The 14,989-nt window shown below is 75.0% G+C and carries 18 protein-coding genes; 13 read left to right on the plus strand and 5 right to left on the minus strand.

Translation table 11 applies throughout. The features are described from left to right. Positions 1-99 precede the first annotated feature (99 nt). Entirely contained in the window at positions 100-546 is a 447-nt protein-coding gene (locus tag KOV94_RS07695) for a hypothetical protein (RefSeq protein WP_124342135.1), read from the minus strand. After that, positions 543-1,097: an RNA polymerase sigma factor gene (locus KOV94_RS07700; protein ID WP_200829654.1), complete on the minus strand. Its 555-nt coding sequence runs from the start codon at positions 1,095-1,097 to the stop codon at positions 543-545. The genes KOV94_RS07695 and KOV94_RS07700 overlap by 4 nt, the downstream gene beginning before the upstream one ends. 153 nt (positions 1,098-1,250) lie before the next feature. Here KOV94_RS07700 and KOV94_RS07705 point away from each other — a divergent pair, with 153 nt between their 5' ends. Genes KOV94_RS07705 through KOV94_RS07730 form a run of 6 tightly spaced genes read left to right on the plus strand, consistent with a single transcriptional unit; the run spans position 1,251 to position 3,806 of the window. Beyond that, positions 1,251-1,709 carry an Asp23/Gls24 family envelope stress response protein gene (locus KOV94_RS07705; RefSeq protein ID WP_218051724.1) on the plus strand — a complete coding sequence of 153 codons (459 nt, stop codon included), beginning with the start codon at positions 1,251-1,253 and terminating at the stop codon, positions 1,707-1,709. Continuing rightward, entirely contained in the window at positions 1,706-2,095 is a 390-nt protein-coding gene (locus KOV94_RS07710; RefSeq protein WP_225916287.1) for a hypothetical protein, read from the plus strand. The genes KOV94_RS07705 and KOV94_RS07710 overlap by 4 nt, the downstream gene beginning before the upstream one ends. Before the next feature lie 2 nt (positions 2,096-2,097). Then, positions 2,098-2,277 carry a DUF2273 domain-containing protein gene (locus KOV94_RS07715; protein WP_218051725.1) on the plus strand — a complete coding sequence of 60 codons (180 nt, stop codon included), beginning with the start codon at positions 2,098-2,100 and terminating at the stop codon, positions 2,275-2,277. Then, positions 2,270-2,638: an Asp23/Gls24 family envelope stress response protein gene (locus KOV94_RS07720; protein WP_218051726.1), complete on the plus strand. Its 369-nt coding sequence runs from the start codon at positions 2,270-2,272 to the stop codon at positions 2,636-2,638. The genes KOV94_RS07715 and KOV94_RS07720 overlap by 8 nt, the downstream gene beginning before the upstream one ends. Next, positions 2,635-3,231, plus strand: a complete 597-nt coding sequence (locus tag KOV94_RS07725; protein ID WP_218051727.1) for a hypothetical protein — start codon at positions 2,635-2,637, stop codon at positions 3,229-3,231. Before KOV94_RS07720 ends, KOV94_RS07725 begins: the two co-directional genes overlap by 4 nt. Beyond that, positions 3,228-3,806 (plus strand): hypothetical protein, encoded by a 579-nt coding sequence (locus KOV94_RS07730; protein WP_124342129.1) that lies wholly within the window; start codon positions 3,228-3,230, stop codon positions 3,804-3,806. Before KOV94_RS07725 ends, KOV94_RS07730 begins: the two co-directional genes overlap by 4 nt. Positions 3,807-4,020: 214 nt before the next feature. Here KOV94_RS07730 and KOV94_RS07735 read toward each other — a convergent pair whose 3' ends face one another. After that, positions 4,021-4,296 (minus strand): GlsB/YeaQ/YmgE family stress response membrane protein, encoded by a 276-nt coding sequence (locus KOV94_RS07735; RefSeq protein ID WP_124342128.1) that lies wholly within the window; start codon positions 4,294-4,296, stop codon positions 4,021-4,023. 189 nt (positions 4,297-4,485) lie between these two features. Between KOV94_RS07735 and KOV94_RS07740 the strand changes: the two genes are divergently transcribed. Continuing rightward, positions 4,486-5,469: a bile acid:sodium symporter family protein gene (locus KOV94_RS07740; protein ID WP_307720287.1), complete on the plus strand. Its 984-nt coding sequence runs from the start codon at positions 4,486-4,488 to the stop codon at positions 5,467-5,469. 49 nt (positions 5,470-5,518) lie between these two features. Next, positions 5,519-6,997 (plus strand): beta-N-acetylhexosaminidase, encoded by a 1,479-nt coding sequence (locus tag KOV94_RS07745; protein ID WP_124342127.1) that lies wholly within the window; start codon positions 5,519-5,521, stop codon positions 6,995-6,997. Between the two features lie 46 nt (positions 6,998-7,043). On the opposite strand, the gene KOV94_RS07750 is transcribed toward KOV94_RS07745, so the two are convergent. Beyond that, the gene (locus tag KOV94_RS07750; RefSeq protein WP_308160430.1) at positions 7,044-8,969 is read right to left on the minus strand and encodes a dolichyl-phosphate-mannose--protein mannosyltransferase; all 1,926 of its coding nucleotides are present in this window, start codon (positions 8,967-8,969) and stop codon (positions 7,044-7,046) included. Between the two features lie 84 nt (positions 8,970-9,053). Between KOV94_RS07750 and rsmI the strand changes: the two genes are divergently transcribed. The 3 genes from rsmI to KOV94_RS07765 all read left to right on the plus strand — a co-directional run bounded on the left by rsmI (position 9,054) and on the right by KOV94_RS07765 (position 12,482). Further along, positions 9,054-9,962, plus strand: a complete 909-nt coding sequence (rsmI, locus tag KOV94_RS07755) for a 16S rRNA (cytidine(1402)-2'-O)-methyltransferase (RefSeq protein WP_372449455.1) — start codon at positions 9,054-9,056, stop codon at positions 9,960-9,962. Between the two features lie 153 nt (positions 9,963-10,115). Further along, a complete protein-coding gene (locus tag KOV94_RS07760) occupies positions 10,116-11,882 on the plus strand; it encodes an ABC transporter ATP-binding protein (RefSeq protein WP_218051728.1) in 1,767 nt (588 codons plus the stop codon). Positions 11,883-12,047: 165 nt separating this feature from the next. Further along, on the plus strand, positions 12,048-12,482 hold the full coding sequence (locus KOV94_RS07765; RefSeq protein WP_124342125.1) for a MarR family winged helix-turn-helix transcriptional regulator: 435 nt from the start codon (positions 12,048-12,050) through the stop codon (positions 12,480-12,482). A gap of 111 nt (positions 12,483-12,593) precedes the next feature. Here the strand turns inward: KOV94_RS07765 and KOV94_RS07770 are convergent, their stop codons facing one another. Beyond that, the gene (locus KOV94_RS07770) at positions 12,594-13,184 is read right to left on the minus strand and encodes an isochorismatase family protein (RefSeq protein WP_218051729.1); all 591 of its coding nucleotides are present in this window, start codon (positions 13,182-13,184) and stop codon (positions 12,594-12,596) included. 416 nt (positions 13,185-13,600) lie between these two features. Between KOV94_RS07770 and KOV94_RS07775 the strand changes: the two genes are divergently transcribed. Then, positions 13,601-14,602, plus strand: coding sequence for a PQQ-dependent sugar dehydrogenase (locus KOV94_RS07775; RefSeq protein ID WP_308160431.1), 1,002 nt, complete (start codon positions 13,601-13,603; stop codon positions 14,600-14,602). A gap of 215 nt (positions 14,603-14,817) precedes the next feature. Then, positions 14,818-14,985, plus strand: a complete 168-nt coding sequence (locus tag KOV94_RS07780; protein WP_200829872.1) for a hypothetical protein — start codon at positions 14,818-14,820, stop codon at positions 14,983-14,985. Positions 14,986-14,989 lie beyond the last annotated feature (4 nt).

The raw sequence follows: 14,989 nt of genomic DNA on the forward strand, positions 1-14,989 counted from the left end.
GGCTCCACCGCATTCCGAAGGCCGGGCCCCCCAGAGTTCTGGTTTCGGCGTTCGCGCTCCCGTCGATCCGGCGCGCGGCTCACGCTCCGGGTTGCGGTGTCACAGGGTCCGAGGATCGTCCGTGACGTCCTGGACCGAGACGTCGACCTGCACGAGGGCGACGGGCGGGGTGTCGAGGCCCAGGGTCGCGGCGACGGCGTCGGCCGCCCTCGCGCGGATGCGCGTCGCGAGGGGAACCAAGGGCGTGCCGTACAGGGCGACGACCTCGACGGTGAGGCGGTCGAGCGCGTCGTCGGACGTGGTCGTGCAGGTGATCCGCAGGGCTGCGGCGTCGCCCAGGCCGTCGAGGGCGGCGCGCACCTGGGCGACGAGCACGGTGCTGGTGACCCACAGCTCACCGTCGACGGAGCTGCCGCGGACGGGCGCGGCGGGGCGGAAGGCGCGGACGGCGGCGGCGACGACGTCGTCGCGCAGCCCGACCCAGCCCGCGTCGGTGTGCTGACGCAGCGCTCGGGTCGCCTGGTCGAGAACCTGCTCGCCGTTCACCGCCACTCCTCCATCCGCTTGACCAGGTGCGCGCGAGCGCGGTGGAGCTGACCTCGCACGGTACTCGCGCTCGTCCCCGAGATCTGGGCGATCTCCTCGTAGCTCAGTCCTTCGACCTCGCGCAGGAGCCACGCGGACCGGGGTCCTGCGGGCAGCTCGCGGAGCGCCGCGTGGAGCGCGCCCAGCAGGTCGGAGCGTTCGAGAGACCGCTGCGGGTCGGCCACGCGCAGGTCGACCCTCTCGTCCGGGCTGAACGGGAGCGGGAGCGCGCCGCGTGCCCGGCGGCGCTGGAGCGAGCGGACCTTGTGCGCGGTGATCGAGAACAGCCAGGTGCGCAGAGACGACCGGCCCTCGAACTGCGGCAGGGACGTCCACGCGGCGGCGAACGCCTCCTGCACGCAGTCCTCGGTGTCCGCGGGGCTGTCGAGCATGCGCCGCGCGTAGCGGTAGAGGGCCGGGCCGTGCCGGTCCACGATCGCCCGGAACGCGGCGTGGTCGTGCAGCGCCGCACGCCGGGCCAGCACCGCGTCGGGCGCCCCCTCGTCGTCCACTCCTCGCACACTCCCGTGGTGACGCGGGCCGCGCATCCGGAACGGATCTTCCTGACGCGCGTGACGAATCCGGCGCAGCGGCGACCAACTGTGCGTCACCGTCGCGGCACTGCCGGCTCCGGCCCGCCGTGGCACCCGTCGAGAGAGGCCACCATGACCGAGTCCTCCGCCAAGACCGTCACCACCTCGCCGGTCGCGTCCCGCCAGAGCGCGCTCGTCACGCCCGAGGGGACCACCACGATCGCCGACACCGTGGTGAGCAAGATCGCCGGCATCGCCGCGAGCGAGGTGTCCGGCGTGCACGCGCTCGGCGGCGGCGCCGCCCGGGCGATCGGCACGCTCCGCGAGCGCATCCCCGGGGCCCGCACCAACCACTCGCAGGGCGTCTCGGTCGAGGTCGGCGAGACCGAGGCCGCGGTCGACCTGGACCTCGTCGCCGAGTACGGGGTCTCGATCACCGACCTCGCGAACGGCATCCGCCGGAACGTCATCAGCGCCGTCGAGCGGATGACCGGCCTGCACGTCGTCGAGGTCAACGTCGCGGTGAACGACGTGCACCTGCCGCAGGACGACCCGCAGCCCGCACCGCCGCAGGAGCAGCGGGTCCAGTGAGCGACCTGACCACACCGGGCCGTGGACATCCGGTCGACGAGCAGGTCCGACCGGGCGGGTCGGGTCGTGTCCTCACCGACGTCCCCGAGCCGGGCTCGCTCGCCGAGGTCGTCGCGGCCGTGGTGCTCGCCGTCCCGGGCGTCGTGCGGCTGCACGGCGGGCCGTTCGGCGGGCTCGGCACCTACCTGCCCGGCCGTCGCGTGACGGGCGTGCGGGTCGACGACGACGGCACCGAGGTCCACGTCGTCGTCTCGGCGACGCAGCCGGTCGCCGCCACCGCCGCCCGGGTGCAGCGGGCCGTGTCCGCGGTCGCGCCCATGCCCGTGCGGGTGCACGTCGACGACCTCGACGACCCCGCCGACCCCGCCGACCCGACCGAGGAGTGACCATGTCATCTGCTGCCATCGGCCTGTTCGCCGGCCTCCTGCTGGCGCTGATCGCGGCCGTCGGGGGCTTCGCGATGTTCCTGCTGGCCCTCGTCCTGGGGGGCGTCGGTGTCGCCGTCGGGCTCGCCGTCGACGGGCGCCTCGACGTGACCGGTGCGCTGACGGGCCGGCGCCGTGGCTGAGCCGGACGCCGGCGCGCGCGGCTCGCTGACCATCTCCGACCGGGCCCTGACGGCGATCACGCGGCAGGTGGCCCTCGAGGTGCCCGGCGTCGCCTCGGAGGAGCACGCCGGCACCGTCGAGCGCACGCTCGGTCGCGGGTTCCCGCGGGTGTCCTGGCACCGCACGGGCGACCACGCGTCCGTCGACGTCGAGATCGCGCTCGTGTGGCCGTCGTCGGCCGCGCACGTCACGGGTGCCGTGCAGGACGCCGTCGCGCGCGAGCTCGAGCGGCAGGCCGGTCAGAAGGTCGGGCGCGTCGACGTGCGCGTGCGGGACGTCGTGCGGGCCTCGGCCGCACGACCGGTGGCGAGGGTGCGATGACTCAGGTCGGGTCGCCTTCGACGTTCGCGCCCGCCCGGGACGCGAGCAGGACCGCGCGCGCCGGTGTGCTCGGGATCGTCCTGGCCGTCGTCGTGGTCGCGCTCGGCGTGCTGTGCGTGCGCGACGCGCTCGCGGCGGACGGGCGGATCGACGGCGAGCCGTGGCTCGCGCCCGTCGTCGACGGGCTGGACGGGCTCGGGCCGTCCGTGGCCGTCGCCGCGGTCGGCGTCGCCATCGCGCTGCTCGGGCTGTGGCTGGTGCTCGAGGCGTTCGGGCGGCGCCGGCGGACTCGGCTCCCGGTCTCGGCCGACGCGTCGGCGCGCGGCGCGTCGAGCGGTGTGAGCATCGGGGTCGGCGACGCCGCGCGGCTCGCCCGCGTGGCCGCGCTCGACGTCGACGACGTGCTCGACGCACGGGCCACGGCGACCCGCACGGCGGTGACCGTCACGGTGACGGTGCCGCCCGGTGCGCGGGTCGTCGAGCCCGTTCAGGCCGCCGTCGCACGTCAGCTCGCACCCCTGACGACGCCCCTGGCCGTCAAGGTCGTCGCCCGCGTCAGCGACGCCCTGCGCACGGGAGGGGTCGGCGCATGAGGCGTTCGGTGCTCGCGGTCGACCGGGTCCTGCTGCTGCTGCTCGGGCTCGTGCTCGTCGTCGTGGGCGTCGCCGCGGTCGGGTGGCAGGTCGGGTTCCTCGCGGACGTCTGGCCGTCCGCACCGCGCCGGCTCGCGGTCGACACGGGGAGCGTGACGGGGGAGTCGGGCTACCCGCTGCTGCTCGCGCTCGTCGGGGTCGTGCTCGTCGTGCTCGGGCTGTGGTGGCTGCTGGCGCACCTGCCGCGGCGGTCCGTCGGGCCGCTCCGGCTGCCCGGCGGTGACCGGCCGGGCCGGCTCGTCGTCGACCCCGGTCCGGCGGTCGCGACCGCGGCCGGCGTGCTCGCGGAGGACCGGGACGTGCGGTCCGCGCGCGGCGCGGTGCTGCGGGACCGCGGGGAGACGGTCGTCCGGCTGCGGACGACCGTGGAGCCCGGGGCGGACCTGCCGGGCGTCGTGGCGGCCTGCGACCGCGTGCTCGCCGACCTCGCGCACGTCCTGCCGACCGAGCGGCTCCGCTCGCGCGTCGAGATCAGCGTGCTCCGCGAGCCGACGTCGGGCCCGCGCGTGCAGTGAGGTCACGCCTGCGTGTGAGGAGAGGTCGCGCCCGCCCGTGAGCTGAGGGCGCGCCCGCGCGTGCCGTGCGCGGCGCCCGGCTCGCGTGCGCGACCCGCGCGCCCCCGCCGCTCGTCCCGCGCAGGGACGGCTGAAGGGCCCGGACCGAGATGACGGTCCGGGCCCTTCGAGGCTGGTGCGGTGGTGCTGTCGCGCCGGGGCGGGCGCGGCGCCGTCAGAGGATGCTGCGGCGGCGGCGGCCGCTGCCCGCCACTGCGGCGACACCGATCGCGGCGAGGCCGATCTGCAGGAACAGCTCGATCCAGTCGACGCCACCGGTGTCCCGGACACCGATGAGCGTGGCGAGCCAGGTGCCGACCAGGGCGGCGACGATCCCGACGACGATGGTCAGCAGGATCGAGATGCGCTGCCGACCACGCACGACGAGGCGTCCGAGGATGCCGATGATCGCACCGATGATGATCGCGCTGATGATGCCTTCGGGGGTCATGTACAGCTCCTTGACATATCGGGGTTCATTCCGGTAGCCGGAAAACTAGAGCCGATCGGGTGAGAGCGCGCGGCGAGCGGGTCGCGGGCGACGCACGTCACCCGACAGAGTGGTCGAAAACGGGGCAGAAGGGTGCATCGGGACGTCCTCGATGCGCTCGCATCCTGGACGCGCGGGCATGATGGGCCGGTGCCGCGCCCCGACCGTCCCCGCCTTCTCCAGATCGCGCGGGGGTGGGTCGACCCGCTCGTCGTGATGATCGTCGCGGTCCTCCTGCTCGGGCTCTTCGTCCCCGCGCAGGGCGGGTTCGCCGACGTGCTCGCCACGGTCCGGACGTGCGCGATCGTGCTGCTGTTCTTCCTCTACGGCGCCCGCATGCCGACGCGCGAGGTGCTCGACGGCCTGCGCAACTGGCGCCTGCAGGGCTCGATGCTCGCGGCCACCTACGTGCTCCTGCCGGTGCTCGGCCTGCTCGTGCAGCTGCTGCCCGACGCGGTCCTCGCCCCCGACCTGCGCCGCGGCGTGCTCTACCTGACGCTCCTGCCGTCGACCGTGCAGTCGTCCGTGGTGTTCACGTCCGTGGCCCGCGGCAACGTCGCCGCCGCGATCACGGGCGCGACGATCTCCAACGTGTCGGGCATCGTCGTCACGCCGCTCATGGTCGGCGTGCTCATGACGGCGACCGGCGGCGCGCACGGCGGGTCGCTCACCGGGATCCTCCTGCAGCTCCTGCTGCCGTTCGCCGTCGGGCAGGTCGTGCAGCCGTGGATCGGCGGCTGGGTACGCCGGCACGCGCGGATCACACGGTTCACCGACCGCGGCACGATCCTGCTCGTCGCCTACACGTCCGTCAGCCAGGCGTCCGTGTCGGGCGCGTGGGACGACGTCACCGCCGTCGCGCTGCTCGTCCTCGTCGTCGTGTGCGCGCTCGTCCTGGCGGGCGTGCTCGCGGCCTCGTGGTGGGGCGGCGCACGCCTCGGGCTCGACCGGGCCGACCGCGCGGCGCTCGTCATGGTCGGCTCGACCAAGTCACTCGCGACCGGCCTGCCCATGGCCGCCGTGCTCTTCACGCCCGTCGTCGCGGCGGGCGTCGCACTGCCCGTCATCGTCTTCCACCAGCTGCAGCTCGCGACGTGCGCCGTGATCGCCCGCCGCATCGCCCGCGTCCAGTAGCGTGCCCCCGGCGCCCGTCCCCGGCGCCCGCCCCCGAGAAGGAGACCCGGTGCGGAACGTCGCCGTCATCCCCCGTCCCGTCCTGCTGGAGAGCACGGGGGAGGAGCCGTTCGTCCTGTCGGCGCCGACCATCCTGGTCGTCGACAGCGCCCCCGAGCTCGTCGCCGTGGGCGTCCTCGCGGCCGACCTGCTCGGACGCCTGTCCGGGCGGCCCGTCGAGGTGCGCTACACCGAGGGCGGCGCGCGCAGCGTCGTGCGGCTCAGCGTCACCGACGACCTGCCGGCGTCGGACGAGGCGTACCGCGTCGTCGTCACCCCCGACCGCGTCGACCTGCAGGCGCGCACGCCCGCGGGCCTCGTGCGGGCCGTCGTGACGCTGCGGCAGGTCATCCAGGACATGGGCGACGGCCGGCTCACCATCGCGCCCGTCCGCATCGAGGACCACCCCCGCTACACGTGGCGCGGCCTGTCGCTCGACGTCGCGCGGCACTTCTTCACCGTCGACGACGTGAAGTCCGTCATCGGGCTGCTGGCGCACTACAAGCTCAACGTGCTGCACCTGCACCTCACCGACGACCAGGGCTGGCGCGTCCACCTGCCGTCGCGCCCGCACCTCACGCGCGTCTCGGCATCGACGTCTGTCGGGGGCGGCCCGGGTGGCTTCTACAGCCCGGCGCAGCTCGCCGAGATCACCGACTACGCGGCGTCGCGCGGCATCCGCGTCGTCCCCGAGATCGACGTGCCCGGGCACGTCAACGCCGCGACGCACGCGTACGGCGAGCTCACGCCCGGCGGCGAGCCGACCGACGAGTACACCGGCATCGAGGTCGGGTTCAGCCGCCTGCACGACGACCTGCCCGCGACCCACGGGTTCCTGCGCGACGTGTTCACCGACCTCGCCGCGATGACGCCCGGCGAGTACGTGCACATCGGCGGCGACGAGGTCCTGACGATGGACCACGACGAGTACGCGCGGCTCGTCGGCTTCGTGTCGTCCGTCGTGCGCGACGCCGGCAAGAAGGTCGTCGGGTGGCAGGAGATCGCGTCGACGCCGCTCGAGCCCGGGACGGTCGTGCAGTACTGGGACATCAACGCCGACCCCGCGCCGTTCGTCGCCGCGGCGCAGGCCGGGGCCCAGGTGCTCATGTCGCCCGCGTCGAAGGCGTACCTCGACATGAAGTACGACGCGGGCACGCAGCTCGGCCTCGAGTGGGCCGGGCACGTCGAGCTGCGCGACTCCTACGACTGGGAGCCGTCGACGCTCATCGCGGGCATCCCCGCCGAGGCCGTCGTCGGTGTCGAGGCCGCCGTCTTCTCGGAGACCCTGACGAACCTCACCGAGCTCACGTCGATGCTGCTGCCGCGGCTCGCCGCCGTCGCGGAGGTCGCGTGGACCGCGCCCGAGCGTCGCGACTGGGACGACTTCGCCGCGCGCGTCGCGCAGCACGGGGTGTTCTGGGACCACGTCGGGTTTGCCTGGTACGCGAGCCCGCAGGTCACCTGGCCGGAGGGCCCTGCCGCGGGCTGACCTGGCGGCGCCGTCGGGCCAGCCCTGCGGCGTCAGACGCGCCGCGTCACACCCACTGGCTCATCCACATGTGGCTGTGCCAGAAGTCGTACGGGATCACCATGCCCGACCAGATCGGGTAGAAGAACACGCTCACCGCGACCACCAGCGCGAGCAGCGCGCCCACGCACCAGATCGCGACGCGGCGCTGCTTCGCGCCCAGCTCGTCCTTCGGGCCGATCACCAGCCCCAGCACGTAGGTGAGCGTGAGGACGACCCACGGCAGGAACGCGATCGAGTAGAACGTGAAGATCGTGCGGTGCGCGTACAGGAACCACGGCAGCCAGCCCGCGACGATGCCCGACAGCACCGCGCCGGCGCGCCAGTCGCGGAACCGGAGCAGCCACACCAGCGCCACGAGGATCGCGGCCGCGCCGCACCACCACAGCACCGGGTTGCCGAGCGCGGTGATCGCCTGCGAGCACTGGTCCGCGCCGCACGCGTCGACGGCCGCCTGCCCCTGCAGCCCCGACACCTCGGTCGGGTAGTAGAACGACGTGGGCCGCCACTGCACGATCCAGCCGAGCGGGTGCGCCGCGTACGAGTGCGGCGTCTCGAGGCCGTTGTGGAACGCCCACATGTCCTGGTGGTACTTCCAGAGCGAGCGCAGCGCCGGCGGCAGCCACTCGACGCCCTGACCGGGGTTGAGCGCCGCCCACTGCCGGTTGTACGCGTCCGTCGACGCGAACCACGACCACCACGACCCCAGGTACGTGACGACCCCGAGGCCGACCATCGCGACGCCCGCGACCACGCCGTCCCGCAGCACGCCCGAGCGCGCCCAGTGCCGCACCCCGACCGTGCGTCGGGCGGAGAGGTCCCACGCGACCGTCATGAGCCCGAAGACGGCCAGGAAGTAGATGCCCGACCACTTGGTGCCGATCGCCAGCCCGAGCAGCACCGCGGCCGCGAGGCGCCACCAGCGCCAGCCGAGCCGTGGCCCCCACCCGAGGTCGTCGCCCGCGTCGATCACGACCGCCGCACGTTCCGCGAGCCGTCGTCTCGCCTGCTCGCGGTCGATCAGCAGGGCCCCGAACGCCGCCAGCACGAAGAACGTCAGGACGGGGTCCAGCAGGCTGATGCGCGACATGACGATCGCCTCGCCGTCGACCGCGAGCAGCAGACCCGCGACCACCCCGAGGGCGGTCGACGCGAACAGCCGCCGCGCGATGCGCGCGATCATCAGGACCGACAGCGTGCCGAGGATCGCGACGGACAGCCGCCACACCGCCGACGAGTCCGGCCCGCCGCCCAGCTGGATCCCCAGCCCGATGACCCACTTGCCGACCGGCGGGTGGACCACGTACGACGCGACCGTGCCGAGGCCGCTCGTGTCGCCCGCCTCGAACGCCGGGTTCGGCTCCGCCGACCACTGCGCCTCGTAGCCGCGCGTGACCAGCGACCACGCGTCCTTGACGTAGTACGTCTCGTCGAAGACGAGCTTGTGCGGGCGGCCCAGGTCCCAGAACCGGGCGATGCCCGCGAGCACGGTGACGGCGATCGGCCACAGCCAGCCGGCGAGGCGGTCGCGCGGGTTCGCGTCGAGCGCCAGCCGGTCGGCGCCGAGCAGCGTGCGCAGCAGGCGCTCGCGCGTCGGGAGCGGCGGCTCGTCCTCGGCGTGCTTCACGAGGTCGACGCGGTACGGCTCGTCGTCGCCGTCGCGCTCGTCGTCGTCCCGCTCGACGGCGACGCCGGGGCCGGGGGTGGACGCCCGGGTGCTCCCGTGGGGCGCGACCGGCGTCGGGACGCCGTCCGCCGTCGGCCCCGCGGGGAGCGGCGGAGCGGCGGTGGGCGCGCTCTCGTCGTCCCGGGCGGCGGGGTCGGTCGTCGTGACGGTGGCCGGGGCCGAGCCGGGGCGAGCCGCGGGCGCGTCGCCCGAGGGCGCGTCCGGGTGGTCCGGGAGCGCGGCGTCGTCGTCTCGCGTGGGCGGCACGACGGTCATCGTAGGGGTGACCCCTGTGGCCGTGGCCAGGGGCGGACGAGGGGTGGACGCGCGACGGATGGCAGGCTGTCGGGCGTGACCGGACCCGACGCACCCGACGCCGCTCCCCGCACCGTCCCGTGCGGCGACGCCCCGGCGTCCGTGACCGGCGGGCGGTTGGTGCTCGCGGCCACCCCGATCGGCAACACCGACGACGCGTCGGCCCGCCTGCGGACGCTCCTCGCGGAGGCGGACGTCGTCGCCGCCGAGGACACCCGTCGGCTCCGCGCGCTCGCGGCCCGGCTGGGCGTCGAGGTGCGCGGGCGGGTCGTGAGCCACCACGAGCACAACGAGGCCGAGCGGGCCGCGGACCTCCTCGACGTCGTCGCGGGCGGCGGGACCGTCGTGGTCGTGACCGACGCGGGCATGCCCGCGGTGTCCGACCCCGGGTTCCGCGTCGTGACGGCCGCCGTCGCGGCGGGCCTCCCCGTGACGGCCGCGCCCGGGCCGAGCGCCGTGCTGACCGCCCTCGCGCTGTCCGGCCTGCCCACCGACCGGTTCTGCTTCGAGGGCTTCCTGCCGCGTAAGGCGGGGGAGCGGGCGCGTGCGCTCGCCGACCTCGCCGACGAGCGACGGACGATGGTGTTCTTCGAGGCGCCGCACCGGCTCGACGACGTGCTCGACGCGATGGTCGAGGCGTTCGGCGCCGAGCGGGCCGCCGCGGTGTGCCGCGAGCTGACCAAGACGTACGAGGAGGTGCGGCGGGGTCCGCTGCGGGACCTCGCGGCGTGGGCGCACGACGGGCAGGTGCGCGGCGAGATCGTCGTCGTGGTCAGCGGTGCGGACCGCCCGCAGGCGGCGTCGACGGCGGACCTGGTCGCCGAGGTGCTCGCGCGGGCCGACGCGGGCGAGCGGCTCAAGGACGCGGTGGCCGACGTCGCGACGGCCGCGGGCGTCGCGAAGCGCGACCTGTACGCCGCGGCTCTCGCAGCCCGCTCCCGCTGACCGCACCCGCTGACTGCCCGCGCGCGGCGCTCCGGCTGCGGTCCCGGTGCTGACGGATGCTCTCGCTCCTGCGCGCGACATCGATGTCGCGTCCGAGGGACACTCGCACGCCGTCCGACGCGATCGCGGGTCGAATCGTTACGATGGGCGCTCGTGACCGCACCCCTCGAGGACGCGTACGACGGCGCGCACCCCGTCCGCACGCTCGTCGGCCTCTACTCCGGCCAGCGCCGCCGCCTCGCCGCCGCCGCGCTCGCGTTCGCCGCCAAGCACTCGCCGATCTGGGTCATCCCGGTCCTCACCGCGGACGTGATCGACGTCGTCGTCGACCACCGCCCGCTGCACGACCTGTGGTGGGCCGCCGCGCTCATGCTGCTGGTCGTCGGGCAGAACCTGCCGATGCACTGGCTCTACGTCCGCGCGTTCTCGGTCGCGGTCCGCACGGTCGAGACGAACCTGCGCATGGCGCTGTCCCGCCGCCTCCAGGAGCTGTCGATCGGCTACCACCGCCGCGTCAGCGCGGGTGTGCTGCAGGCGAAGATCGTGCGCGACGTCGAGAACGTCGTGGAGAGCAGCCGGCAGGCGTTCGACTCGGGCATGTCGGCGACGACGACGCTCATCGGCGCGGTCGTCGTCACCGCGGTGCGCGTCCCCGAGTTCCTGCCGGTGTTCGCGCTCGCGGTCCCGGCGGCCGCGGGGCTCGTCGTCGCGATGCGTCGACGCATGACCTCGCACAACGCCGCGTTCCGCGCCGAGGTCGAGCAGATGTCGGCCCGCGTCAGCGAGATGACGCACCTGGTCCCGATCACGCGCGCGCACGCCCTGGAGCGCGACGAGCTCGACCGGATGGGCGCGACGCTCGTGGGCGTGCGCGACGCGGGCATCCGGCTCGACGTGACGAACGGCTGGTTCGGCGCGCTGTCGTGGATCCTCATGCAGATGCTGTCGGTCGGCTGCCTCGTGGGCGCGGCGTGGGTCGCGTGGAACGGCATGTTCGACCTGTCCGCGGGTGACGTGACGATGCTGTCGAGCTACTTCGTCGCCCTCACGGGTGCGGTGACCGCGCTGATGACCATCGCCCCGATCGTCACCAAGGGGCTCGAGTCGGTCCGGTCGATGGGCGAGGTGCTCACGGAGCCCGACCTCGAGCGCAACGCGGGCAAGGCGACGGTCGACGACGTGCGCGGCGAGGTCGTCTTCGACGGCGTGCGGTTCGCGTACGACGACGCCCCCGACGAGCCCGCGGTCGACGGCCTCGACCTGCACGTGCGGGCGGGCGAGACGATCGCGCTCGTCGGGCCGTCCGGCTCCGGCAAGTCGACCGTGCTCAACCTCGTCATCGGCTTCCTCGCTCCCACGGGCGGGCGCCTGCTGCTCGACGGCCGCGACATGGCGACGCTCGACCTGCGCACCTACCGCCGGTTCCTCGCGGTCGTGCCGCAGGAGTCGCTGCTGTTCGAGGGGACCGTGCGCGACAACGTCACCTACGGCAGCCCCGACCTGTCCGACGACGCGGTGCTCGCCGCGCTGCGCGACGCGAACGCGCTCGAGTTCGTCGAGCAGATGGGCGGGCTCGACGCCGTCATCGGCGAGCGCGGCGCGCGCCTGTCGGGCGGTCAGCGGCAGCGGCTCGCGATCGCACGCGCCCTGGTCCGCGACCCACGCGTGCTCGTGCTCGACGAGGCCACGTCCGCGCTCGACACCGCGTCGGAGCGGCTCGTCCAGGAGGCCCTGGGGCGTCTCATGGCGGGCCGGACGACGTTCGTCGTCGCGCACCGCCTCTCGACGATCCGGGGCGCCGACCGCATCGCGGTCCTGCGCGACGGCCGCCTCGTCGAGATCGGCACGCACTCCGACCTGGTCGCCGCCGGCGGCGCGTACGCGGCGCTCGACGCGCAGTCCGCCCCGCCTGCCGCCTGAGCGACCGGCCCCCGCCGTGGGGCGCCGGCCGGCCCCGCCACCGACCGACCGCGCGGACCGGCCCGCGCGATCGGTCGCCCCGCGCGACCTCCCGCCGCGACCTCCGACGTGACGCGCGGCGTGCCGACGGGCACTATCGGGAGAGGACCAGGTGGGGAGGATCCGATGTCGCAGGCGCGCCCGATCGGCTACTGGGTCAAGCTCGTCGACCGGCTGCTCGAGGTCGGCCTCGACGCCGAGCTCGCCCGGGACGGCCTGACCCGACGGCACTGGCAGGTCCTGTCGGTCGTGCAGGAGGAGGGGCCGGTCGACGAGCTCGCGGTCGCGCGGGCCCTCGCCCCGTTCGACACCGCGGCCGGGGAGCCCGTCGGCACCGCGGAGCTCACGCTGCTCGTGTCGCGCCGATGGGTCGTCCGCGACGGCGGCGGGTACGTGCTCACCGACGACGGGCGCGACCATGTCGCGGCGCTCGCCGAGCGGGTGGCCGGGTTCCGCGAGCGCATCGCGGAGGGCGTCACGGCCGACGACTACGCGACCACGCTCGCGGTCCTCCAGCGCGTCGCGACCAACCTCGGGTGGGCGTCGCAGGACGAGGACTGACCGAGACCACCGCGAGGGCGCCGTCCGCCCTCGGAGGTGGCCACGAGGGCGCTGCCCGCCCTCGGAGGTCGCCACGACGGCGCTGCCCGCCCTCGGAGGTCCTGTCCGCCCTCAGAGGTCCGACGACGCGACGAGCTCCGCCCCCGCCGCGCGCATCTCCTCGCGTGCCGCCGCGCCGAGCTCCGCGGTGACCGGCGCGGTGAGGTCGGTGAGCACACGCGTGCGCAGGCCGAGCCCGACGGCGTCGATCGCGGTCGACCGCACGCAGTGCGACTCGGCGAGCCCGACGACGTCCACGTCGGTGATCCCGCCGTCGGACAGGATCTGCGCGAGCCCGCGGCCCTCGCCGTCGACGCCCTCGAAGCCCGAGTACGCGGCGGCGTACTGGCCCTTCTTCACGCTGGCCTCGGGGACGATCGCGGACAGCGCGGGGTGCAGGTCGGCCTCGGCCGTCCCCGCGACGCCGTGCGGCGGCCAGGTGTCGACGTAGTCGGGCTCGTCGCTGAAGTGCGCGCCCGGGTCGACGTGCCAGTCCTGCGTCGTGACGACGAGGTCGTACCGCGCACGGTGGTCCGCGATGTAGAGCGCGATGTCGCGGGCGACCGCGTTGCCGCCCTCGACGGGCAGTGCGCCGCCCTCGCAGAACGTGGGCTGCACGTCGACGACGACGAGTGCCCGGCGCGTCGGTTCCGCGGTGCTCATGGTGACCTCCTCGTGCGCTGACGTCCGGCGTCCAGCCTCGCACGCGGGGTGGCGGGCGGCACGGGTGCGTGCTCGTCTGGGGCATGACCTCCACCGGGCCGCGCACCCCGCACCGGCGATCGCTGCACGGTCGCGACGGGTGCGCCGCGCGCGACGGGTGCGCTTCGCGCGACGGACGCGACGGACGCGACGGACGCGACGGACGCGACGGACGCGACGGGCGCGACGGGCGCGACCGGCGCCACGGGCACGCACCGCTCGCGCTCGCCGTGGCCGTGGTGGTGCTCGCGGCCCCGGCCTGCACGGCGGACGGGGATGTGGGCACCGCGGTCACGCCGACGGGCGCGTCCGGCGGGGCGGCGCCGACCTCGCCGACCGGGCTGCCGGGTCCGTCGGGACCGGCGACGGTCGAGGTCGTGGAGGTCGACGACGTGACGACCGGGCTCGACGTGCCGTGGGGGCTCGCGTTCCTCGCCGACGGCTCCGCGCTCGTGACGCTGCGCGACGAGGCGCGCGTGGTGCTCGTCGCACCGGACGGCGGGGTCCGGGAGGTCACGGGTCCGGGCGCGGACGCGCTCGCGGACGTCGTGGCGCCCGGCGGCGAGGGCGGGCTGCTGGGCGTCGCGGTGCTCGCCGAGGACGCCGGCACCGCCGACGTCGCGCTGTACGCGACCACGCCCGACGACAACCGGGTGCTGCGCGGCACGCTCGACGGCACGACGCTCGGCGCGCTGACCCCGGTGCTCACGGGCATCCCGCGGGCCGGCAACCACGACGGCGGTCGCCTCGCGGTCGGACCCGACGGGTACCTGTACGTCACGACGGGTGACGCCGGGCAGCCCGGCCGCGCCCAGGACCCGTCGTCGCTGGGCGGCAAGATCCTGCGCGTGACGCCCGACGGCGCACCCGCACCGGGCAACCCGGACCCGGCGTCTCCCGTGTGGAGCCTCGGGCACCGCAACGTGCAGGGGATCGGGTGGTCGTCGGACGGGCGGATGTTCGCGGCCGAGTTCGGGCAGAACACGTGGGACGAGCTCAACGTGGTCGAGCCCGGCGGGAACTACGGCTGGCCGGTCGTCGAGGGGGCGGGCGGCGCGGACCAGGGGTTCGTCGACCCCGTGGCGACCTGGCCGACCCGCGACGCGTCGCCGAGCGGGCTCGCGGTGACCGACGAGGGCGTCTACCTGGCCGGGCTGCGCGGCGAGCGGCTGTGGCGCCTCCCGCTGCTGCCGCCGGTCGACGGCGACGCGCGCGCCGGGCTGGGCACGCCGCAGGCGCTGCTGGCCGGCGAGCACGGCCGGCTCCGCGCGGTCGCACCCGCGCCGGACGGGTCGCTGTGGGTCCTGACGAACAACACCGACGGTCGCGGCGACCCGCGCGACGGCGACGACCGGGTCCTGCGCGTCGTCGTCCGCTGACGTCGACACGCCACGGCGCTGAGCGCGACACGCCGACCGATTCACCCGGTTCGCGCCACGCGGGGGGCCGCTCCCGTGGACCGGAGTGTCCGGTCAGTACCCTTTGCCGCGCCGGGACGCGTCGGACGGCCTCGCGCCGCCCGCCCCGGACCGACCCCGGCCGACCCGGTCGGGGCCGACCCGCCCGACCCGACGCCCGACCTGCGAGGACCCGCATGCCCCCGAAGCTCAAGACCACGCTGTTCTGGATCGTCGCGATCTTCCTGGTGTACGCGATCGTCACGAGCCCCGACCGCGCCGCCGACCTCGTCCGTGCGCTGTGGGACATGATCACGGGCGCGTTCGCGAGCTTCGGCCGCTTCTTCGCGGGCCTCACCGAGTAGCCGA

This window comes from Cellulomonas algicola (assembly GCF_019024305.1).
Taxonomy (GTDB): Bacteria; Actinomycetota; Actinomycetes; order Actinomycetales; family Cellulomonadaceae; genus Cellulomonas; species Cellulomonas algicola.

Coding starts and splice junctions, on each gene's coding strand:
- KOV94_RS07715 (WP_218051725.1), top strand. CDS start 2,098: ATGTCATCTGCTGCCATCGGCCTGTTCGCCGGCCTCCTGCTGGCGCTG.
- KOV94_RS07780 (WP_200829872.1), top strand. CDS start 14,818: ATGCCCCCGAAGCTCAAGACCACGCTGTTCTGGATCGTCGCGATCTTC.
- KOV94_RS07765 (WP_124342125.1), top strand. CDS start 12,048: ATGTCGCAGGCGCGCCCGATCGGCTACTGGGTCAAGCTCGTCGACCGG.
- KOV94_RS07770 (WP_218051729.1), bottom strand. CDS start 13,184: ATGAGCACCGCGGAACCGACGCGCCGGGCACTCGTCGTCGTCGACGTG.
- KOV94_RS07735 (WP_124342128.1), bottom strand. CDS start 4,296: ATGACCCCCGAAGGCATCATCAGCGCGATCATCATCGGTGCGATCATC.
- KOV94_RS07705 (WP_218051724.1), top strand. CDS start 1,251: ATGACCGAGTCCTCCGCCAAGACCGTCACCACCTCGCCGGTCGCGTCC.
- KOV94_RS07725 (WP_218051727.1), top strand. CDS start 2,635: ATGACTCAGGTCGGGTCGCCTTCGACGTTCGCGCCCGCCCGGGACGCG.
- KOV94_RS07730 (WP_124342129.1), top strand. CDS start 3,228: ATGAGGCGTTCGGTGCTCGCGGTCGACCGGGTCCTGCTGCTGCTGCTC.